Genomic DNA, 20,752 nt, shown 5'->3' with positions numbered 1-20,752 from the left:
AGCAAGCGCAAGGGCTTACCCATGCGCGCCGAACTCATTGGCGATGGCAACCGATAGCCGGAGCATGAGGCCATAAGCGCGCTCAATCGGGTCGATGTAATCGCGCGCAATTGCGCCATAGCCGCCTGTATCTGCATCCGGATAATCCGCCGGCGCATCCATCGCAAAATCGGAAGGGGAGGGGAAATGGACAGGGAAAGCGCGGCGCATTTGTGCGAGCGCATCGTCGATCCGCAGGGAGAACACCATCTCAAGCACGTCTTCTCGGCTGATGTCGTTGGCGCGGCTGAACACGGGCACTGACACGGCGCGAAGGAAGATGTGCTGCATCAGCGCAAGGCGCAAAGCTTGCGCTGATCCGATCATCCGACGCGTATCCTGATCAAGGCTGAGCCGCTCTTCACGCGGCAAAAGGTCGAGCAGACGGTGGAATTTTAGCGTATCGACGCGAAGCCGCGATGCGAGACGACGGAAAACGCCTGTGCGGTCATCCTTGGTGAGATATTCGGCCAACACTTCGCAGGCACCCGACAAATGCGGCTCTGTCCCACGATAAGGGCGGCTTGCCCAATAGGCGGAGTTAAAAAGCTCGCCATACGCTGCGACCGTTTTAATGCTGCCAAGCGCGTTGGAAGTTTGCGCCAATCGCATCAATTGGCGGCCCCGATCGCTCGTCTCAAGCAGGGCAGCGATCTCCTCATAATTCCCATCCGCCGCGCTACCGATCCCGGCAATCACGTTTACCGGGAAGCCGAGCTGTTGCAGGATGGAATTGTGCGGGATGGCGCGGATTTGGCGCAAGTTCATATCGCGGTCGGCGCTAAGATCACTTTGACGGCGCGAGACCCGGCTACCCGTCGAATTGAGAAGGCCAAGTCCAAAGGCGGTGACGGCGCGGCTATAAGTCTGGCTGCGTAAGTGGCGACGTTGATGCGCGCGGATCGCGCGGTAGAAATCGAGGCTCAAATCCGTGCGAGTGTAGAACGGATCTTCGCACACGGGCTCTGGCACCGGGCTATCCTTGATGATCCGCGTCAATGTTGCGCGCGCAAGGGTCGCATTGGCGAAGGGCAGATAGCCATCGCCGCCCTGAAACGACACTTCGGGTTCAAGCGCAATACCGTGTCGTTCAAACCGGCTGCGCGCCCATGGGCTTAGCGGCCACGTCAGACGGTCAGCGAAGGAGGAGGGGTGCGCGCCGCGTCCCATACTTTCGCCGTGAGTGTTGAAGATGAGCGCTGCGACATCGGTGAGCTTGTGGCGCTCCATCGCTTGCGCCAAGCGCCCTTGTAGCCGCTCAATCGCAAGGCTTGCCGGAATTTGCCCGACGAACCGCCCCGCGTCGGAAAAGCCGGTTTGGATGCACACCCGGCCACGACCGCGCGCATATTCCTGATAGGCTTCTTCTTTGCACAACGCTTCGAGGAAGCGTCCGCCATGCTCCAATGCTTCTTCGGTTTCGAACAGGGGCGAGACGTCAACCTTGCCCTCAATCCCGAACAGTTTGGCGAGATAAAGCGCGGCAAGAACCGTCGAAGGTTGCTCGCATTCGGCGACCAGCATCCGGATCGGCGTGTCAGCGTCCACGTGCTCCAATATTTGCGCCATGGCGAGGAATTGGCGGGTCGCGGTTGAGCTTTCGATGGCTAGCGATGCAAAATTGGTGCGCTTGGGGCTTACTTCGGCCAGCATCCGGCGAAGCGTCGCCATTGCGCCTTTGCTGGCCAAATCAAGCTCGGGGCTTTCGTGCAGGTGGGTGCGGATCGCATTGTGCAATTGTTTGGCATTCACGCGGAAATGGATGTGCGCCATGCCAAGACCATCGGCGCGCATAGCGGCGGCGAGGGTCAGGAGATCGGCAGCGCGGGTGTTATCCGCCTCGCCTTCTGCTTCTTTCTCAAGCTGCGCGATGATGCCAGATAGACTGGTCAGCTTTGCCGGATCGTCGGCGGTCAAACGGTTGGCGGCAGCGGATAAAGCCTCTGGCGCCGACAGATCGCCTGCAAAATCCTCCGCGCTTTTCGCCGCATGATCGCTTGCGGCTTTAAGCGTAGCCACAAGCTTGTGGGCTTCGTCGATTTCCGCCAATTCGTAAGCATATCGTGCAAGGCGCTCCGCCTTTTCAGCGAGGCGAAAGCGGATTGAGGTATACCAGGCAATATCGGTGCGCCCGTCCATGTCATAGCCAACCCATGTGGCAAAGCGGAACGGCATCGGGCGAAGCGTCTTCCACTGCTTTGGCCAACAGCCATAGGCGTGCTCGTAAACCTCGCGCACGATCGCACTGCGCGCCTCTTGAGCGTGGGCGATAGCCGACATGGCTTCGGCGTGTTCATATTCCAGCGTCACTTGCGGGCGTTTTGCGCCGCTTAGCTCTGGCGAGGCATGAATTTCGCTGCCGGTGCTCGCCGCATGAGCGACCGCACTGGTTTGCGCCGGCGTCAGCAGAAAAGTCGGGTGCGCGGTGAAAACGGCATGGAGGCGGGGCGCCTCCCAGCGTTTTTGGTAGACTTCAAATTCCTCATCACTATCGCAAGTCGCCACTGTTTGGGGCGCGTGAGGCTTAATCAGTGCGCGAAGCCGCGCGGTGCGCGCGTTCAGGCTTTTGCATTCAAGTTCTTCAACCAAGGCTTCGAGCGCATCGAGGTCAAGCGCGCCCCCTTCAAGTCCGCGCGATAGATCGAGGCCCAATTGGAACACCGGGTTGAACAAGGGTGTCTCGCGCGTTCGGGCGTGAAGCTCCTGAAGCCGCTGGGAGAGGTCGGTGATGGTGTTCAATGGAAGGTTCATTGAGGTTCCAGATGCAATTGAGCAAAAGCGGCAGCCGCGCCGAGCAGGCCGGGCTGGGGGTGGGTGATAAGCTTGACCGGAAGCGTAGCCATGAGCGAGGCAAAGCGCCCCTTGGCGCAGAAACGGTCTGCAAATCCGGAGCTTAGCAAAGTTTCACGGATGCGATAGCCAAGACCGCCCGCGATCACGACCCCGCTTGCACCTTGGACAAGGGCGATATCGCCCGCGACAGAGCCGAGCGCGAGGCAGAAGCGGTCAACCGCAGCGGCAGCGAGGCTGTCTTCACCATTGGTCCCGGCGGTCCAGATTTCGACATCGCTTCGTTCGACGATGGCGCGGCCTTCCATCGCAGCGAGCGCTTGATAGATATCGACAATCGCAGGGCCAGCAACGACGCGTTCATTCGAGACGCGAGTGTGACGCTGGCGAAGGCGGGCGAGGATGGTGTCTTCTATGCTGTCGAGAGGCGCGAAGTCGCCGTGGCCTCCCTCTGTCGCTTGGACATAGTATTTCGCGGGTGACAGCCGTTTGAAATGGGCAACGCCCAAGCCCGTCCCTGGACCAAGCACGCTAATCGTGCCGTTCGATGGCAATGGCGTATCAGGCCCAGCAAGGTGCAGGAATTGATCCTCGCTCGCAATCGCGGCCGCATGGGCCACTGCCTCGAAATCATTGATGACTAGGTGGGTTGAGACGCCCAGTTTTTCCTCGATCAGAGGCGGGCGAATGATCCACGGGTTGTTGGTAAAACGAATGATGTCCGCGTTGATCCTGCCGGCGGCTGCAATGGCGAGATTGTCGGGAAGGGCGCCGCCTTGCTGAGAGCGGAAATCCTCCCAAGCAGTCTGAAAGCTTGCGTGGTTTGACGTGTGCAGTGTTACCGGTTCGCCGAGGGTGATCGTGCCTTCACTGGCAATGCTGGCAATCGCAAAGCGCGCGTGAGTGCCGCCAATATCGACAGTGACGATTTGCGTCTCACCGCCCATAGTCTCTCCACTCACAATCCGGCCGCCACAAGCATTGCGGACGCGCCTTTTTCTGCATCGTCAGCCTGGGCCTGCATCATGCGGAAAAGCTCGCGGCCAACGCCCCATTCCTGTGGCGGGTTGGGGGCAGGTTTGCGTGTGGAGAGGTCGGCATCGGTATGGAGCGTCCCTGTTTCAGCGCATACGGTCACAATATCGCCGTCTTGTAGAAGGCTTAAAGGCCCGCCGTCCATCGCTTCGGGGGAGCAGTGGATGGCCGCTGGCACTTTGCCGGACGCCCCCGACATCCGGCCATCGGTGACAAGCGCAACGCGGTAACCCTGATCGTGCAGCACGCCAAGCGATGGTGTGAGGCCGTGGAGTTCGGGCATCCCATTGGCGCGTGGGCCCTGAAAGCGAACGACGACGACGACATCGCGGTTCAATTCGCCCTTCTGGAAGGCCTCCTTCACGGCTTCCTGCGTCTGGAAAACACGGGCAGGCGCGGTGATAGTCCAGCGGTCTTTAGCCACCGCCGAAGATTTGAAACACGCGCGGCCAAGGTTGCCGGTGAGCAGCCGCATTCCGCCATCCGCCTGAAACGGTGCGCGTGCGGGGCGCAGCATGGTGTCATCCTTGGAAGCGGTCACGCGGCTCCATGCGAGTGCTTCGTCCTGCCACACGGGCTCTGCGCGGTAAGCGTCAAACCCATCGTCCCAAACGGTCAGGATGTCGCCATGTGCAAGGCCAGCATCGAGAAGCTCGCCAATGACATAGCCCATGCCGCCTGCCGCGTGGAATTGGTTCACATCGCCAGAGCCATTGGGATAGACGCGCGCTAATAGCGGCACGACGCTCGACAATTCAGCCATATCGCTCCAGTCGAGCACGATCCCAGCAGCGCGGGCCATGGCAGGCAAATGGATCGCGTGATTGGTCGACCCCCCCGTTGCAAGAAGTCCGATCACTGCGTTCACGATCGCCTTTTCATCGACGACCTTGGCAAGGGTGCGCTCCGTCGTGCCGGAAAGTTCGGCGAGGCGATGAACAGCGGCCCGGTCGAGCGCCTGACGCAGTTTCGTACCCGGCAGGACGAAAGCCGAGCCCGGTATGTGCAGGCCCATCATCTCCATCATCATCTGGTTGGAATTGGCGGTGCCGTAAAATGTGCAAGTCCCCGGAGAGTGATAGGAGGCAAGCTCGCTTTCAAGGAGCGCATCGCGACCCACTTCGCCGCTTGCATATTTCTGGCGAGTTTCCTGTTTTTGTTTGTTCGAAATGCCGCTTGGCATGGGGCCGGAGGGCACGAACACGGCAGGCAAGTGCCCGAACCGAAGTGCGCCCATGAGAAGCCCCGGCACAATCTTGTCGCAAATGCCAAGGCAGGCAACGCCGTCATACATCTGGTGAGACAGCGCAACGCCTGTCGCCATCGCAATATTGTCACGGGAAAAGAGCGAAAGCTCCATCCCGTCTTCGCCCTGTGTGACGCCGTCGCACATGGCAGGGGTGCCGCCAGCGACCTGGCACGTCGCGCCTTTCTCTCGCGCGTAAATCTTCATCCGTTCAGGATAGCGGCCATAGGGCTGGTGTGCGCTGAGCATATCATTGTAGGCGGTAACAATGCCGATATTGGGCCCGCGATTGTTCTTCAGCGCCTCCTGATCTTCCTGTGCGCCGGCAAAAGCGTGAGCGAGGACCGAACACGAAACTTGCGAGCGCTCAGGCCGCCGATCCGCCTCGCGCTGCATCAGATCGAGATAGGCATCGCGTGAAGGCTTGGACCGTTCGATAATTCTGTTTGTGACCCGCTCAATCACGGGATTGAGATTACTCATGCCAGCTCACTCCATCGCGTTCCGTCAGTGCCACTGCGCCCGATGGTCCCCATGTGCCCGCCATATAGGTTTGCGGCTTCTTGCCTTGCTTTTCCCACTCGGCGCGGATGTGGTCGATCCATTGCCATTGCGCTTCGACCTCATCGCGGCGCACGAACAGGGTTTGATCGCCCTTGATAAGGTCGAGCAGCAGCCTTTCATAAGCGATACGCCGCTGCGCCTCGGCAAAGGCGTCGGGCATGGTGATGGCAAGGGGCACTTCGCGAAGGCGCACGCCGTCTTCGTCAAGTCCCGGCACTTTCGCCATCAGGGATAGCGTAATGTCCTCTTCTGGCTGAATCCCGATGAGCAGGCGATTGGGGTGTAGTCCCGCGCCCGTCCCTTCGAAGATGGAGTGGGGCACACAGCGAAATTGAACCAGGATTTCGGTGACACGCTCTGGCATACGTTTGCCGGTGCGCAGGTAAAAGGGGACGCCCTTCCAGCGCCAATTATCGACATGAGCCTTGATCGCGACGAAAGTTTCGGTGTCGGACGCCTCGCCCAATTCCTCATCATATCCGGGCACCGCTTTGCCATCGCTCGCGCCTGCGCGGTATTGGCCCGTGACCGTTTCGCTCGCCGATGTTTGACGAAGCGCGCGCAGCACCTTTACCTTTTCATCGCGCACAGCGGTTGCATCAAACGAGGTCGGCGGCTCCATCGCAACCAGTGCCAAAAGTTGGAGCATATGGTTTTGCACCATATCGCGAAGCGCGCCTGCGTCGTTGTAAAAGCCCACGCGCCCTTCAAGTCCCACTGTCTCTGCGACAGTAATCTGGACGTGTTCGATAACGTTCGAGTTCCAGATCGGCTCAAACAGAATATTGGCAAAACGCAGCGCGAGGAGGTTCTGCACCGTTTCTTTGCCAAGGTAGTGGTCGATGCGGAAAATCCGCTCTTCCGGGAAGGCGGAGGCCACCGCATCATTGATCTCAGCTGAGCTATCAAGGTCTGAGCCAAGCGGCTTTTCAAGGCACATCCGGACCTTGTCACCTGTCAGTCCTGCTTTTTCGAGCCCCTTTATGGTGGGCCCAAACAGGCTTGGCGCGGTGGATAGGAAGATCGCAATGCCTCCGTCAGCCCCTTTTTCCCCTGCGTCTTCAACCTTGGCGGCGAGCGCGTCGAAACCGTCAAGCGTGCTTGCATCAAGCGTTTGATAGGACAGCCGATTGAGGAATCCCGCCATGCTGCCGCGCCGGTCGGCTGGCAAAAATTCTTCCATCGCCTCGCGCGCCATATTGCGAAAGCCTGCATCATCCAGATCACTTCGCGCGGTGCCGATGATGCGCAATTCGTCTGACAGCAGTCCATCAGCGTCCAAAGCGCACAGCGATGGCAAAAGTTTGCGCCTCGACAAGTCGCCGGTCGCTCCGAATAAAAGCAAGCGGTCAGCGGCAAATTGGGTCGCAGGCATGAATTTTTTCTCCTTGCGTCAGGCAATGGCTCGCCGGGGCCCGCCAGTGTACCATTGGCTGCTTATAACAGGCGTTCGTATGTGTGGACCATAGATTGCATAGCTATTCAAATGAGAACCCACGTCATTTAAGGTTTGGCAGCAAGACGGCTTTGAAGGGAAGAAATGATGGACGATCTTCGCAAAAATGCGCGGATCACCAGTTTTGACGTGGCTGAACGCGCAGGCGTGAGCCAATCGACCGTCAGCCGCGCGCTGTCGGGTTCCGCTGTTATCAGCGAGGCGACCCGGCAAAAAGTTATAAGCGCGGCTCAGGAAATGGGCTATTTCGTCGACGAACGCGCGGCGCGTTTACGGCGTGGGCATACGGGCACCTTGGCGGTTGTCGTCATCTGTATGCCGGGCTCTGGCGCGCGCGATGTGAACCCGTTCTCCTATGCCCTGCTTGGCGGGATATGCGCCGCCGCCGCCGACCTGGGGTTGGAAGTGCTCGTCTCGCTTCAGGCGGAAGAGGACAAGCTGTTCGGCCATTATGTTGAACGCGGTCAGGCAGAGGGGCTGATTGTAATTGGCACCACCGCCAATCTTCCGGCGTGGGAATATTTCCGCGAGATCGGAACGAGCGCCGAGTTGACAGGCGCGCCAGTCGCCTTCTGGGGCTCGCCCTTGGGGGATCTGGACAGAGTGCTTTCCGACAATGAAGCGGGCGCGCGGGCGGCGGCAGATCATTTGATTGACCAAGGCGCAAAAAACCTTGTCTGCATCGGTTCATTAGGCAGTCCTCAGCGCCAATTTGCTGAACGGGTGGAGGCTTTTCTCGCGCAAGCGCGTTTGCGCGGGGTGAAGGCTGAGCTGATCGAGATTGAGCCTGCAGATGCGCGGCGCGATCAAGGACGTCAAGCCGCAGAAAAGCTGCTAATCGAGCATCCCACTTGCGACGGCGTTTTTGCCGTGTGTGATGCGCTGGCCTTTGGTGTGCTTGATGCGCTCCAAGCGGGCGGCAAGACGGTGCCCGAAGATATTCGCCTTGTCGGCTTTGATGGCATCCCGGCTAGCGAAATGACTACCCCTGCGCTCACCACGATTGAGCCTGACCTTGATATGGCGGGCCGGATGCTGGTTCAAACTGTCGCAGGAAGCCTTGCTGGTGAGGGCGCAGATGCCGCCAAGGCGCGGCCAAAGGTTCAACGCGTTCCGGTGAAGCTTGTCAAACGCGCGAGTGCTTGAACCTTGACAATTAACTCTCGTCGCTAATTGCCATGTACGCTTACCCGGCTTTCAAGGAAGCGGTTTGGTCCGAAGGTTGTGAGAAAGCTCACATCTGCGGCATCGCGGCCCACTCCGATCTTCACCGTGTCCATTGCGCTGGCCATTCCGGTTGCATCGACCAATTGCCAAGTGCCACCGCCCGCATTGTTCGGGTCTGCTAGAAACACCTCAGCCAATGCGTGAAAATCTTGCGGCGATACACCGGGGGCATAACCGGCCACATAGCGCGCAGGGATGGTCGATGCGCGAGCCAAGGCGACCACCATATGCGCATAATCGCGGCAAATGCCTTGCCGGGTTATAAAGCTTTCGGCGGCATCAGTCTGGACATTGCTCGAACCGGGCACATAGGAAAAATTGTGAGCGACCCAATCGCGGATGGCGGCAACCCGCTTCCCGCCAGTGCTGGAGCCGAAGCGCGAGGCGACAAAGTGCTGAAATTGATCGGCCCGGCAATAGCGCGAGTCTAAAAGGTACTGCACCGCTTCACCCGGAAGCATATGGGTAGGCAGCTGATCAAGCGATGACATATCCGGAGCGATGCGGGCAATTGTCGCCTCAGCCTCATAGGAAACTTCGACCCGCCCCTTGGCACGCATCCATATCCGCTCGCCAATGCCATCTTGCGCTGGCACGCGTACGGCAGTGTCGGACGGGTCTAACAAGGTGCGAACACTCGAAATTTCCTGTTCGGGTAAGGACGCCGCTTCGAACTGCATGAGGCAGTCAGTGGGCTCGTCCAATTCAAACACGAAATGCGAAGAGATGTTGATCGACATTGGGCGGCTATGTTCCTTGCGCGCGAAGAGGCACGTTAGGAAATCACGCCGAAGAGGTCGTGCTCATCGGCATCTTCGACGGTCACATTGACAATATCGCCTGCTGCCAGCGTTTCAGGGACGTTGCGCAAATAAACTGCCCCGTCGATCTCTGGCGCATCGGCTTGTGATCGCCCGGTTGCACCAACATCACCGTCCTCGTCTGGTTCGCCGACCTCATCGATGATCACGGGCAGGTTGCGTCCGACTTTGGCCTGAAGCTTGGCGGCGCTGATGCGTGTCGTCGCTTCCATAAGCCGGGCGTATCGTTCTTCCTTGAGGCTCTCTGGTACCGGATTGGGCAGGTCATTGGCACGCGCGCCTTCGACGGGTTCAAAACGGAAACCGCCCACCCGGTCCAGTTGCGCCTCTTCGAGCCAGTCGAGGAGGTATTGGAAATCCGCTTCCGTCTCGCCGGGGAACCCGACCACAAAGGACGAGCGGATCGCAATATCGGGGCAGATATCGCGCCATGCCTTGATCCGGTCCAGCACTTTCGCCTCATTCGCTGGGCGGCGCATGGATTTGAGCACAGAAGGCGCGGCGTGCTGAAATGGGATGTCGAGATAAGGAGTAAGAAGCCCCTCAGCCATGAGTGGGATGACCTGATCCACATGGGGGTAGGGGTAGACATAGTGGAGGCGGACCCACGGCGTTTTGCCATCAGGGGTGCGCAGTTGGCCAAGCTCACGCGCGAGGTCGGTCATGTGCGCGCGCACTTCGCGGCCTTTCCACGCTTTCGCCTCGTGACGGGTATCAACTCCATAGGCGCTCGTGTCCTGAGAGATCACCAAAAGCTCTTTCGTGCCGGCCGCCACGAGCTTTTCCGCCTCGCGCAGCACCGCGTCGATGCGGCGGCTGGCAAGCTTTCCGCGAAGGTCGGGAATGATGCAGAAAGAGCAGGAGTGATTGCACCCCTCGGAAATCTTCAGATAGCTGTAGTGGCGCGGCGTCAGCTTCACATCGGGCTGCGGGATGAGGTCCACAAACGGCCCCTGCGATGGGGGCGCGTGCTCGTGCACGGCCTCCACCACCTGCTCATATTGATGCGCGCCCGTGACCGCCAGCACTTGCGGATGGGCAGCTCGGATCGCGTCGGCCTCTTCACCCATGCAGCCGGTGACGATGACGCGACCATTCTCGGAAATCGCCTCGCCAATGGCGGCAAGGCTTTCTTCCTTGGCGCTGTCGAGGAAGCCGCAGGTGTTGACCAGAACCACATCCGCGCCCGCATAGTCAGGGCTCATCGCATAACCGTCGGCGCGCAGCCGCGTGAGGATGCGTTCTGAATCGACCAGCGCCTTAGGGCAGCCAAGCGAGACCATTCCGACTTTCTTGGCGTCAGGGAGAGTGGTTGGGTTGGACATGATGGCCGCGCCGTTACACGCGTTTTGTGAGAAGCGCTAGAGTAGAGCGCGCGCTTGCTTCCCACGCTGATCAATCATCGCTACGCTCTGCTAAAGATTGAAGGAGCGATCACGCATGAATGATTTTGCATTGTGGCCTGTTCTGGCAGGCACCGCGGCGTTCTTCGTCGTTGGCGCGATCTGGTACGGAGTTTTGTTCGGCAAGGCCTGGCAAAAGGCAGCGGGGCTGTCGGACGAGGACGTTCAATCTGGCAATATGGCGCTCATCTTCGGGCTGACGTTTCTGTTTGAAATGCTGATCGCCATGGTGCTGTGGCACTTGATCGCGCGCACCAACCCTGCGCCTTTTGTGGTGATGATGATGTCGATCGGGTTCGCGCTTGGAGTGATGGTCCCAGCAATTGGCATCAACTATCTCTATCAACGCAAATCAGGCGTGCTTTTCGCAATTGATGCAGGCCACTTCATCCTAGGCATGGCTGCGATGGGCGGGGTGTTTTTGCTTTTTCGCTAGAGGTCTAGCCGCCCCCATTGCCATTTTCAGAGGGCACAATCTCCACGATCACATCACCGGGCTGCAAGGATTGGCACTCCTCCTCCCAAAAGCCGATGGCGCGGCCATTGCGATAGATGCGCAGGCCTCGCCCGCCGGTGCCGAGTTCAGAGATGGAGCATCCACATTCTTCTTCGGTAACCACGCGCTCAACCAGATGGACGCGGCCTGAAACAGAGGCGAGGTCCGCAAGGTAGTCGGCGATGTGTGGGCCATTGGCAGAGCCTGCAAGCAGGAGCCCGGTAAAGCGGACCGGATTGATGACATTGTCCGCGCCAGCCTGTCGTGCCAGCAACTCGTTATCATCAGCGCGCACCACCACGCTGATCGGGACTTCGGGCGCAAGATGGCGAACGGTAAGCACGATCAGGATCGAAGTGTCATCGCGCCCTGCCGAGACAAGCACATTTTTCGCAGTTGAAATGCGCGCCGCTTTCAAGGTTTCATCACGCGTCGCGTCCGCTGCAAGCACATTGACGCCAAGCTTTTCTGCTTCGCGCAAGCGGTCATCGCTTGGGTCGACCACGACAATCTTGTCTGCGGGCGTACCGCGCTCGATCAATTCCTCGACGCTCTGTGAGCCAGATACGCCGTAGCCAAGGACAACCACATGGTCAGAGAGCTTTTCCTGAATGCGGGCCATGCGCCATTTCTCCCAGCTGCGTTTGATAATGAAATTGTAGGCGGTGCCTACGAAGATAAAGAAAACCAGAAAGCGGATCGGTGTGACGATCACCGCTTCTTTGAACCGCGCGCTGTCTGAGACGGGCGCAATATCGCCAAAGCCGGTCGTCGTGATCGAAATCATGGTGAAATAGACAATATCGAGAAAGCTGACGTGCCCATCGACATTGTCGACCAACCCCTCGCGGTCGAACCAATGGATCATCACAACGATGAAAATCAGACCCAGTGCTGCACCGAGGCGCAGAAACACGTCCGCCCAAACCGGCAGGCCTACAGCGCGGCGAAGCGGCTGCATCCGTTTTTGCACCGGGTGAACGCCGCGTTGCTTGTCAAACTTCTGCGCGGTTTTGAGCTCCGGATGGCGCGTCAAAAAACCTTTGGTATCCCGTTGAGCCATGTGCGTGTGCTTTACCCTGCGAACCGGCCAGCGAGAGTGTCGATTGTGGGGTAATGCGTCAAGTCGAGTTGCAGCGGGGTTACAGTGACATAGCGGTCATCAATCGCTTCCAGATCAGTCCCGTGATCAAGCGTGTGCTCAATCGGGTGGAGCCCGAACCAGAAATAGCGAAGCCCGCGCGGATCAGTGCCTTCGACAACGCTGCCGCGCGAATAATCGTGAAAGCCTTGCCGGGTGACGCGGATGCCTTGCGCACCTTTGGGCGGGAAATTGACGTTCAGGAACGTGCGATTGCCAAAGGGCGCATCAATCAAAGGCTCAATGACTTTGGGAGCCCATTCAAGCGCTTGAGCAAATTCGTGATCGGTCCCGCGCGTTTCGGGTGAAATCACCTGTGACAGAGCAATCGCGCGGATCCCCGCGAGCGCGCCTTCCATTGCGGCAGAGGCGGTGCCTGAATAGGTCACATCATCTCCCAAGTTCGCGCCGCGATTGACGCCTGACAAGATGAGATCGGGCGGGCTGTCGAGCACCTGACGAAGGCCCATGGTGACGCTGTCAGTGGGAGTGCCCGTGACGGCAAAGCGCCGTTCGCCAAACTTTTGCAGCCGCACGGGATGATTAAGCGTCAAGGAGTGGCCTGCACCCGATTGCTCTTCAGACGGTGCACACACCCAGACATCATCGGAAAACTGCGCTGCGATTTTCTCCAGAACGGCAAGGCCGGGTGCACGGATGCCATCGTCATTGGTCAGGAGAATGCGCATCAGGACATCGGCTCCAGCTTGGTGATGCCGCCCATATATGGGGCGAGCGCTTCCGGCACCAGAACGCTGCCGTCGGCTTGCTGGTAATTCTCGATCACCGCAACAAGAGTGCGGCCCACGGCAAGGCCTGAACCGTTTAGCGTGTGGACGTATTCGGTCTTCTTCTTCTCGCCCGCCACGCGGTAGCGCGCATTCATGCGCCGCGATTGGAAATCGCCCGTGTTCGAGCACGAGCTGATTTCGCGATAGGCGCCTTGCCCCGGCAGCCACACCTCAAGGTCATAGGTCTTGCGCGCACCAAAGCCCATGTCGCCGGTGCACAGCAGCATCTTGCGATAGGGCAGGTGAAGCGCTTCGAGCACGTCTTCGGCCGCGCGCGTCATGCGCTCGTGTTCCGCCTCGGATTCCTCAGGTTTGACTACGCTCACCAGCTCGCATTTTTCAAACTGGTGCTGGCGGATGAAACCGCGCGTATCGCGCCCCGCAGCGCCCGCTTCGGAGCGAAAGCACTGGGTAAGCGCAGTCATGCGCAAGGGCAGGGCGCTTTCGTCGAGCAGCTGGCCCATGACGCTTGCAGTCAGCGAGACTTCAGACGTTGGGATCAACCAGCGATCATCGGTGGTGCGAAAGCTGTCCTCGGCAAATTTGGGAAGCTTGTCGGTGCCATACATCGCCTCGTCTTTGACGAGCACGGGCGGCGCGCATTCGGTGTAGCCGTAAACGCTCACCTGACGGTCGATCATGAACTGACCCAAAGCGCGGTGGAGCCGCGCCATGTGCCCCCTCAGGAAAGTGAAACGCGCGCCAGAAATCAGCGCGCCTGTCTCAAAGTCCATGCCGAGCGCAGGCGCAATATCGGCGTGTTCCTTGGGCTCGAAATCAAAGCTTGGTTTTGTGCCCCAAGTGGCGATCTCGACATTGCCCGCCTCGTCATCCCCATCAGGAACATCGTCAAACGGCAGGTTAGGGAGGCGCGCCAAAGCGTCTTGCAGCTTTTCCCCCAGCGCCTTCTCCTCAGCCTCAAGCGTCGGCATATCGGTCTTGATCTGCGCAACTTCGGCTTTCAGCGCCTCGGCCTTGTCGGTGTCGCCTTGGCCCATGGCTTGGCCAATCGCCTTGGAGGCTTCGTTGCGGCGCGACTGCATCTCTTGCAGCTTCGTCGTCAGAGCGCGGCGCTCTTCGTCAATCGCAAGGATGCGTCGCGCAGCCGGCTCAGCGCCTCGGCGTGCAAGGCCAGCGTCGAATTGTTCCGGGTTCTCTCGGATTAAGCGAATATCATGCATGGCTGTGCCTATGCCCGCTTAAGCTTACGAATAAAAGACCAGATGGGGGCCGCGCTCGCGCTCTTTTGCCTTCGATCAACTCGCCGCAAGCATAACCGAGGCCGAAGCACCCGATAGTTCGCCCTGGTTCGCGTCCAGATTTTCAGGCCGCGTGACGCTTGGATAGGCTGTAGCGAGCAGCGCAAGAGCTTTCTCAATGCTGGTGGCAAGCTTGGCATCTTCGCTGCGAATTGCCTCAGCAGATCGTTCAAAAGTGCTCGCCGCCGTTTTGTAATAGCCATAACCATCAAGATAGGGGCCATATTGCGTGCTTTCGCTCGCCTGCGCGTACATGGCGACAGCTCGCTCGATCTGGTCGGCGACTACGCCAGCAGCAATCGTTCCTGCACTTTTGTCAGATTGCGGAGCCTTTGCTTCCGCATCGCGAAGGGCGGCGATGATGATGTCGGCTTGTTTTGCAATTTCACTTGCATCCACACCCGAAAGCGCCGCCTCGGACGCACCTGCGAAGAGCGGCGACATATCTTCAACACCCTGCGCATCAAACACGGGTTGAAGCTCAAGCAGCACCTCGGACACGGGATGCGCAAACATTTCAGCGCCAGCCTGTGTCTTGCCCGCTGCATAAGCATCGCGCGCGGCGATCACATGAGCTTCTGCCACCGCAAGCGCGGATGTGTAGGTCACCGGATCATTGCCAGCTGCCGCGACATCAACGCCTCCTTCGCCGCCCTCGCCACGGGAACCTTCACCGCCTTCGCCGCCTTCTCCTTCGCCGGCTTCACCAGCCTGCTGCATCGCTGCGCTTTCACCCGCGTCGCCGCCTTCTCCAGCCTCGCCTGAGCAGCCCGCGAGAGTGAGGCCAGCCAAAGCGGTTGCAACGCCAAGCTGTGTCCAGGTTTTCAATTCGACTTTCATCACTTACTGCTCCGGTTGAACGTGTTTGTTCGGTGACATAAGCGATCAACATTCTTTTGCAAACGATTATCAAGAGCCTTTTATGATCCTCAGCATCGAAGCCATTTCTGACGCGGACAAACTGGCCGAGATCGATCAGGCGATTGAAAAGCTCGACTGGCAGGACGGGCGCAAAACCGCTGGCAAGGTGGCAGCGCGGGTGAAGGATAACGAACAGGCGATCATGGCAAGCCCTGCGGGCCGGGCGCTTGGCCAGATGTTGACGCCGCTCATTATGGAAAACCCGGTGGTAAAGGCCGCCGTGCGCCCGCGTCGCCATTCCAAGCTACTGGTGAGCAAGACGCAAGGAGGCGGGCATTACGGCGCGCATATCGACAATGCTTTGATGGGGAAGGGCGACGGCCAAATGCGCACCGATGTCTCTTTCACCCTCTTTCTAAGCGACCCTGCGAGTTATGAGGGCGGTGAATTGGTGGTGCAGACCGCTGGCATGACCCAGAGTATCAAAGAGGCACCGGGCCATCTTATCTTATACCCCTCGACCAGCATCCACGAAGTAAGGCCCGTGACCAGTGGCACGCGGATTGTCGCAGTGGGCTGGATCGAAAGCCTGATCCGCGATGAGGCACAGCGCGAACTGTTATTCGATATGCAGAACACCCGCGCATCGCTCAGCGCGAAACTTCCCGCCAATGCGCCCGAACTCCTGATGATCGATAAGTCGATTGCCAATCTTATGCGGATGTGGGCTGAGGTTTAGGGGGTGCCTTGGGCTGAGCCTGACGTTTGGCCTGAAGTGAAAATCCGATGATGAGCGCAACCCCCACCGTGCTGGGCAGGGCCCAGACGAGCGGGTTGAAGACGTGCTCTGGAATATAGCGGATAAGCCCCACTGACATGAAAGCGGTGTAAGCGCTGATCCCCATGCCGATGAGTGCGCGGAAATGCTCACCCACATAAGCCTTGCGGCTTGGCGACGATTTTCGCCAGATAAAAAGCTCCTGAATGCTCATTGCCGCAATGCCAAGCACCGCAACAGCCATCATGAGCATTTCGCCAATGTGAAAGCCGTACCAGAAGCAATAAGCCGCAGAAACAAGGACGGCAGCGATCACAATTTGATAGCGCGCCTCACGTAGCGCTTCGCGATTGCGCGAATGCTTCACCACCGCAAGGCCATAGTCAGCAAAGCCAATCGTCAAAAGGCCCAGGTAAAGCATCATCCAGCCAAACAGGCCGTCGAACAAAACGCGGTCAGTGATCGAAGGGATGCGCTCCTCTGGCCCGTAAAGCGAGATCAGCGCCATGATGACTGCAAGCGTGCCTGCGCCAATAAAGCCGTAAGCGCAAATGCGTCCCCAGCGGCGGTGATTGACCGCGCCTTTCTTTGCGACAATCGGCACCCAGAATGCAATCAATCCCGTCAGACCAGTGATGACGTGCATGACAATCAGGATCTCGAACAGATGCATGGCGCTTATGTACAGAAATTTGGACGGTTTGGAAATCGTGCAGATTGGACAGCGTCAGCCTGGAGTTAGGAACGCCTCGCGGTGATGCTCTGCCTGCGGCTGAGTAAGGAGGCTGACGATGATGAGTATGGGGATGTGGACCATGAGCCCAAGCATCCCCTCATGAAGGTCATAAGGCCTGAAATCTGCACCGAAGTACCCGCTCAGGAAGAAGAATGCAGCCGTGAGCGATCCGCTGGCAAAACCTGCGACAATCCCGGCGGTGGTGGCTCTGCCCCAATACATGGCGGCAACGATGGGAGGGGCGAGCTGGCAGATGATGCCATAAGCGGTGAGAAGCAGGACGACTAGGCTTACGCCTTCGCTCACAGCGAACACATAAGACAGCGCACCCACCACTACGACCAGCACTTGAATGAGCTTGCGGCGCGCTTCGTCGGACATGGGTTTGAAAGGCTTGATTCCATCCTCGACCGTCACCGAAGCGGCGGCGTGCACAAGGCTGTCTCCGGTGGACATGGAAGCAGATAGAGCCCCTGCGCAAAACAGGCCGACGACGATGGCGGGAAGCTCAGCATTGAGGATCATAAAAGGCAGGATGAAGTCAGAGCTGGGCGGACTTTCAGGATAGAGCACCCCTGCAAATCCGATAAGAAACACCGGGATTAGGAACAGCTGAAAGGTCGGGAAAAGCACCACGGTTCGGCGCAAAGTGTTATCAGAGCGCGCGGTGAAGGCTTTCATAAACAGGTGAGGCCACATCATCAGCCCCACGGCAGAGACGATGATAGCGCTGGAATATCCGCCCCAGCTCCAAGGTTCGCCGCTTGCGGTAAGACCGGGCATGGTGAGCAGTTCAGGGCGCTGCTTCAGGATCTGAGTAAACATCTCACCCACCCCGCCATAAAGCGAAATTGGCAGATACAGGCCTAGCGTCCACGCGATGGTGAGCATGAAGATGCCTTGGAAGGTGTTAGTCCACCCGACCGCTGCGACACCTGAGAACAGAACATAGATGAGCACAATGCCATAAGCCACAAGCGCGCCTGCCCACAGCGGCACATTGCCCTCGGTCACCGCCTCGATCACTATCCCTGCGCCGCGCATCTGAAGCGTAATGTAGGGGATGAAAGCGAGTACGGTGAGTACTGCGATCATCACGCTCAGTGCGCGCGAGGGAAAGCGCCCGCAAATAAGCTGTGCTTGCGTCACAAAGCCGTGCTTTCGCCCCAAAGCGGCGGCCTTTGGTCCAAGGAAGAAGTAGGGCGCGATACCAAGCACGCCATAGCACAAAATGTAGAAAGCCGCCGCGCCCCGGCTGTAAGCCCAACCGGGACCGCCGAGGAAAGCAAAAGCGCTAAAAATCGACGCGCCCAGGACGAAATACATGACTAGAAGGCCGAAATCGCGGTCCCCTGCGACATAGCCAGAGACGCTTTTCGAGGCGCGCCTGCCTGAGAGCAAGCCAATCGCCAAAGTGATGGCGAGATAGGCAGCGATCACGAGCGCTATAATATGCCAGCGTTCCATAGCAGTTCAGGGTCGCCCGCGCGTTTCGCTGACATACAGGAGGGCGAGCAAGCCCAGCGCCACTGTGATCAGGCTGGCGAGCACAAACAGGTTGAAGGGCAGGCCCATGACGAACGGTTCTGGCCGGTTGAAAACCTGCGCTCCGGGCCAAGTCGTGGCGAGAGCAAACACCAGCATATAGGCTGCAACCAACCCTCTCACAACGCGAATGCTCACAAGCGCAAGCCCCCTTTTTGATCCGAATTGCAGGACTCTAGTCGAAGCGCCTGTCTCATCAAGAGCCTTGTGTGTGTGGATGATTTGGAAGGCGTGAATGCGCTGAGCGCTGAACATTTGTGATAATGAGATTGATTATCAAAAATCCCGTGGCTATTGAACTTGCGAATCGCAACTAAGAATCGTTTGCAGTAACTCTGCGTCGAGTTTCATCGCTCAATACCGCCAAAAACAGGGATCAAATCATTGAAAGAACGTCTTTTGAAACCGTCTCGGATCGCGCTGCTCCTCGCGCTTGCCAGCGCGCCGCTGCATCAGCTTCAGGCACAAGATGCGGAAGAAACAGCTGAGCAATCCACACTCATCACCGTCACCGCCACGCGCAATCCCATCCCCGCTTTTGATTATCCGGGACAGGTGTCGGTCGTGGAGCGTGAGACAATCGAAGACTTCAACCCCTCCACCTTGCAAGAGGTGTTTCAGGCCATCCCCGGCGCCGAGTTTGATGCCGGGCCTCGCCGCACAGGCGATGCGCCCTCCATTCGCGGGATTGGTGGCAATGGCGTTCTGATCTTTCAGGATGGCGCACGGCAAAGCTTTGTGTCTGGCCATGATGGCCGCTTTTTCATCGATCCTGAGCTGGTCCAGACGCTTGAAGTTGTGCGCGGGCCAAGCTCAGCGCTGTATGGTTCGGGCGCATTGGGCGGGGTGATTGCAACCCGCACCGTTTCAGCCAGCGACCTGCTTGACGAAGGCGAGCGCACCTTTGTCAAGCTTGCAACCGGATACCAATCGGTGAACGATGAATTTCGCATCGGCGCGACCGCAGCGGCGCAATCTTCGGATGCGATGTGGGACGTGCTGGGCCATCTCACTTACCGCGATGCAGGAAGCATAAAGCTGGGCAGCGGCGACACTTTGCCAGCCGATGATGAGATTACCTCCAGCCTGTTCAAAGTCACGCTTCGGCCAAGCGATGCGGTCGAGCTTTATGCCTCCTATGCGCGTTATCAGGCGGACTCATCGGACCCGCAAAACCCGCAAGGAGCCAATATCGCCGGAGCTGCGAATGATCTGGTTTTCCGCGATGCGCGCAATGACACCGCGCAAATGGGCCTCAATTTCAACCCGGCGAGTGATGCAATCGACCTCAATCTTGTCGGTTATTACAGCAAGAATGGCGTTGAAGAGGACACAGTTGGCACCTCGCGCATTGCCGACCGCGAAGTGGAGACGTTTGGCCTTACCATCGACAACCGCTCGCGCATTGGTGTTGGTGATGGCTCATCGCTCACCTTCACTTATGGCGGCGAATATTACCGGGATGAACAGACCGGGCTCGACACTGATACAGCGGACGGCACACGCGGCGGTGTGCCGGATGCGCAAACCGAATTTCTTGGCGCTTTCCTTCAGGCCGAGCTGACGCTCACTGACGGGCTTCCGGGCGAGATCTCCATCATTCCGGGCATCCGCTGGGATAGCTTCAAATCATCTGCAACGGGTGAAATCTTTACAATCGACGATGACGAGTTTTCACCCAAGCTTGGTGTTTCCTACAAGCCAATTCCTGAACTGCTCTTGTTCGGAAATTGGTCGCGCGGATTTCGTGCTCCATCCTTCAACGAAGCTTTTGCCGATGGCGTGCACTTCACCATACCCGATCTCTCGGCTGCTCCCGGCCCGTTTGGTCCAAGCTTTGTACAGAACCTGTTTATCGGCAACGAGGCGCTTGTCCCTGAACAATCGGAAAGCTGGGAAGCTGGTGCCGGGGTCAACTTTGCCGATCTCATCACTGATGGCGACCGGCTCACTTTCAAGGCGTCCTATTACGACAGCGATGTCGAAAATCTCATCGGGCTGGATGTGAACATCCCGACCGGCTGCTTTGTCGCAAGCCCGTTTGTGCCGTCTTGCGGAACGGGGGCGGCCTTTGGCAACACCAGTCAGAATGTGAACATCGCCGATGCACAAATCTCCGGTGTTGAGGCTGAGTTCAACTATTCATCGGACCACTTCTACCTGCGCGGCAATTTTTCGACGATCGACGGCGTTGACGCGGCAACAGGGGAATTCCTTGAAGGCGTTTTGTCGCCCAGCGTCCTGTTCCTCGACACCGGGCTTCGTTTGAGAGACGGCGATGTGCGCGTTGGCACGCGGGTTACCTCGGCATCGGACTTTGACGAAGTGAACGACCCCAATCAGGCGCGCGAGGGTTATCTCGTCGCCGATCTCTACCTCGTCATCGAACCTGAAACCGGCCCGCTCGAAGGCTTTCGCCTCGACCTTGGCATCGACAACATTGGCGATGCCGATTTCGAAGTGGTGAGCGCCGGGGTCAGCCAGCCGGGACGCAATGTCAAAGCCGCGCTTTCGTGGTCCAAAGGCTTTTAATCACAAACCTTCATTCAAAAAGGGGAAAACCA

At 58.5% G+C, this 20,752-nt stretch carries 17 protein-coding genes; 4 read left to right on the top strand and 13 right to left on the bottom strand.

Annotated features, from left to right (window positions below):
* Window positions 1-15: 15 nt before the first annotated feature.
* The 4 genes from INR77_RS14410 to zwf are packed head-to-tail and all read right to left on the bottom strand — an operon-like array spanning window position 16 to window position 7,049.
* On the bottom strand, window positions 16-2,790 hold the full coding sequence (locus INR77_RS14410) for a phosphoenolpyruvate carboxylase (RefSeq protein ID WP_223071702.1): 2,775 nt from the start codon (window positions 2,788-2,790) through the stop codon (window positions 16-18).
* Window positions 2,787-3,776, bottom strand: coding sequence for a glucokinase (locus INR77_RS14405; protein WP_223073589.1), 990 nt, complete (start codon window positions 3,774-3,776; stop codon window positions 2,787-2,789). Before INR77_RS14405 ends, INR77_RS14410 begins: the two co-directional genes overlap by 4 nt.
* 11 nt (window positions 3,777-3,787) lie before the next feature.
* Window positions 3,788-5,593 (bottom strand): phosphogluconate dehydratase, encoded by a 1,806-nt coding sequence (gene edd, locus INR77_RS14400; RefSeq protein ID WP_223071701.1) that lies wholly within the window; start codon window positions 5,591-5,593, stop codon window positions 3,788-3,790.
* On the bottom strand, window positions 5,586-7,049 hold the full coding sequence (gene zwf, locus INR77_RS14395) for a glucose-6-phosphate dehydrogenase (RefSeq protein ID WP_223071700.1): 1,464 nt from the start codon (window positions 7,047-7,049) through the stop codon (window positions 5,586-5,588). The genes edd and zwf overlap by 8 nt, the downstream gene beginning before the upstream one ends.
* 165 nt (window positions 7,050-7,214) lie before the next feature.
* Here zwf and INR77_RS14390 point away from each other — a divergent pair, with 165 nt between their 5' ends.
* Window positions 7,215-8,276 carry a LacI family DNA-binding transcriptional regulator gene (locus INR77_RS14390; protein ID WP_255573806.1) on the top strand — a complete coding sequence of 354 codons (1,062 nt, stop codon included), beginning with the start codon at window positions 7,215-7,217 and terminating at the stop codon, window positions 8,274-8,276.
* Between the two features lie 23 nt (window positions 8,277-8,299).
* On the opposite strand, the gene INR77_RS14385 is transcribed toward INR77_RS14390, so the two are convergent.
* Together INR77_RS14385 and rimO are read right to left on the bottom strand one after the other, a co-directional pair.
* Window positions 8,300-9,097, bottom strand: a complete 798-nt coding sequence (locus INR77_RS14385) for a transglutaminase family protein (protein ID WP_223071699.1) — start codon at window positions 9,095-9,097, stop codon at window positions 8,300-8,302.
* Window positions 9,098-9,132: 35 nt separating this feature from the next.
* Window positions 9,133-10,503, bottom strand: a complete 1,371-nt coding sequence (rimO, locus tag INR77_RS14380; protein WP_223071698.1) for a 30S ribosomal protein S12 methylthiotransferase RimO — start codon at window positions 10,501-10,503, stop codon at window positions 9,133-9,135.
* 115 nt (window positions 10,504-10,618) lie between these two features.
* Here rimO and INR77_RS14375 point away from each other — a divergent pair, with 115 nt between their 5' ends.
* Entirely contained in the window at window positions 10,619-11,017 is a 399-nt protein-coding gene (locus INR77_RS14375; protein ID WP_223071697.1) for a DUF1761 domain-containing protein, read from the top strand.
* Window positions 11,018-11,021: 4 nt separating this feature from the next.
* Here INR77_RS14375 and INR77_RS14370 read toward each other — a convergent pair whose 3' ends face one another.
* The 4 genes from INR77_RS14370 to INR77_RS14355 form a co-directional block, all read right to left on the bottom strand.
* Window positions 11,022-12,038 carry a TrkA family potassium uptake protein gene (locus INR77_RS14370; protein WP_223073587.1) on the bottom strand — a complete coding sequence of 339 codons (1,017 nt, stop codon included), beginning with the start codon at window positions 12,036-12,038 and terminating at the stop codon, window positions 11,022-11,024.
* 113 nt (window positions 12,039-12,151) lie between these two features.
* Window positions 12,152-12,907 (bottom strand): 5'/3'-nucleotidase SurE, encoded by a 756-nt coding sequence (surE, locus tag INR77_RS14365; RefSeq protein ID WP_223071696.1) that lies wholly within the window; start codon window positions 12,905-12,907, stop codon window positions 12,152-12,154.
* Window positions 12,907-14,190 (bottom strand): serine--tRNA ligase, encoded by a 1,284-nt coding sequence (gene serS / locus INR77_RS14360; protein ID WP_223071695.1) that lies wholly within the window; start codon window positions 14,188-14,190, stop codon window positions 12,907-12,909. The genes surE and serS overlap by 1 nt, the downstream gene beginning before the upstream one ends.
* A gap of 75 nt (window positions 14,191-14,265) precedes the next feature.
* Complete coding sequence (locus INR77_RS14355; RefSeq protein ID WP_223071694.1) at window positions 14,266-15,108, bottom strand: hypothetical protein; 843 nt, start codon at window positions 15,106-15,108, stop codon at window positions 14,266-14,268.
* Window positions 15,109-15,190: 82 nt separating this feature from the next.
* Here INR77_RS14355 and INR77_RS14350 point away from each other — a divergent pair, with 82 nt between their 5' ends.
* Complete coding sequence (locus INR77_RS14350; RefSeq protein WP_223071693.1) at window positions 15,191-15,868, top strand: Fe2+-dependent dioxygenase; 678 nt, start codon at window positions 15,191-15,193, stop codon at window positions 15,866-15,868.
* Here the strand turns inward: INR77_RS14350 and INR77_RS14345 are convergent.
* From INR77_RS14345 to INR77_RS14335, 3 genes are read right to left on the bottom strand one after another with little or no spacing between them, the layout of a single operon-like run.
* Window positions 15,843-16,580, bottom strand: a complete 738-nt coding sequence (locus INR77_RS14345; protein ID WP_223071692.1) for a hypothetical protein — start codon at window positions 16,578-16,580, stop codon at window positions 15,843-15,845. The two genes, INR77_RS14350 and INR77_RS14345, sit on opposite strands and share 26 nt — an antisense overlap.
* A 54-nt stretch (window positions 16,581-16,634) precedes the next feature.
* On the bottom strand, window positions 16,635-18,110 hold the full coding sequence (locus tag INR77_RS14340) for a sodium:solute symporter (protein WP_223071691.1): 1,476 nt from the start codon (window positions 18,108-18,110) through the stop codon (window positions 16,635-16,637).
* A gap of 6 nt (window positions 18,111-18,116) precedes the next feature.
* Window positions 18,117-18,326, bottom strand: a complete 210-nt coding sequence (locus INR77_RS14335) for a hypothetical protein (RefSeq protein ID WP_223071690.1) — start codon at window positions 18,324-18,326, stop codon at window positions 18,117-18,119.
* 246 nt (window positions 18,327-18,572) lie between these two features.
* On the opposite strand from INR77_RS14335, the gene INR77_RS14330 reads away from it, so the two are divergent.
* Window positions 18,573-20,720: a TonB-dependent receptor domain-containing protein gene (locus INR77_RS14330; protein ID WP_223071689.1), complete on the top strand. Its 2,148-nt coding sequence runs from the start codon at window positions 18,573-18,575 to the stop codon at window positions 20,718-20,720.
* Window positions 20,721-20,752: the final 32 nt, after the last annotated feature.

Source organism: Erythrobacter sp. SCSIO 43205 (assembly GCF_019904235.1).
GTDB lineage: Bacteria > Pseudomonadota > Alphaproteobacteria > Sphingomonadales > Sphingomonadaceae > Erythrobacter.
This window is presented reverse-complemented; position numbering and strand designations above follow the sequence as displayed.

Bases quoted from the DNA above. Each gene is read 5' to 3' on its own strand.
- INR77_RS14410 (WP_223071702.1), bottom strand. From the start codon at position 2,790: ATGAACCTTCCATTGAACACCATCACCGACCTCTCCCAGCGGCTTCAG.
- INR77_RS14405 (WP_223073589.1), bottom strand. From the start codon at position 3,776: ATGGGCGGTGAGACGCAAATCGTCACTGTCGATATTGGCGGCACTCAC.
- edd (WP_223071701.1), bottom strand. From the start codon at position 5,593: ATGAGTAATCTCAATCCCGTGATTGAGCGGGTCACAAACAGAATTATC.
- zwf (WP_223071700.1), bottom strand. From the start codon at position 7,049: ATGCCTGCGACCCAATTTGCCGCTGACCGCTTGCTTTTATTCGGAGCG.
- INR77_RS14390 (WP_255573806.1), top strand. From the start codon at position 7,215: ATGATGGACGATCTTCGCAAAAATGCGCGGATCACCAGTTTTGACGTG.
- INR77_RS14385 (WP_223071699.1), bottom strand. From the start codon at position 9,097: ATGTCGATCAACATCTCTTCGCATTTCGTGTTTGAATTGGACGAGCCC.
- rimO (WP_223071698.1), bottom strand. From the start codon at position 10,503: ATGTCCAACCCAACCACTCTCCCTGACGCCAAGAAAGTCGGAATGGTC.
- INR77_RS14375 (WP_223071697.1), top strand. From the start codon at position 10,619: ATGAATGATTTTGCATTGTGGCCTGTTCTGGCAGGCACCGCGGCGTTC.
- INR77_RS14370 (WP_223073587.1), bottom strand. From the start codon at position 12,038: ATGCAGCCGCTTCGCCGCGCTGTAGGCCTGCCGGTTTGGGCGGACGTG.
- surE (WP_223071696.1), bottom strand. From the start codon at position 12,907: ATGCGCATTCTCCTGACCAATGACGATGGCATCCGTGCACCCGGCCTT.
- serS (WP_223071695.1), bottom strand. From the start codon at position 14,190: ATGCATGATATTCGCTTAATCCGAGAGAACCCGGAACAATTCGACGCT.
- INR77_RS14355 (WP_223071694.1), bottom strand. From the start codon at position 15,108: ATGAAAGTCGAATTGAAAACCTGGACACAGCTTGGCGTTGCAACCGCT.
- INR77_RS14350 (WP_223071693.1), top strand. From the start codon at position 15,191: ATGATCCTCAGCATCGAAGCCATTTCTGACGCGGACAAACTGGCCGAG.
- INR77_RS14345 (WP_223071692.1), bottom strand. From the start codon at position 16,580: ATGCATCTGTTCGAGATCCTGATTGTCATGCACGTCATCACTGGTCTG.
- INR77_RS14340 (WP_223071691.1), bottom strand. From the start codon at position 18,110: ATGGAACGCTGGCATATTATAGCGCTCGTGATCGCTGCCTATCTCGCC.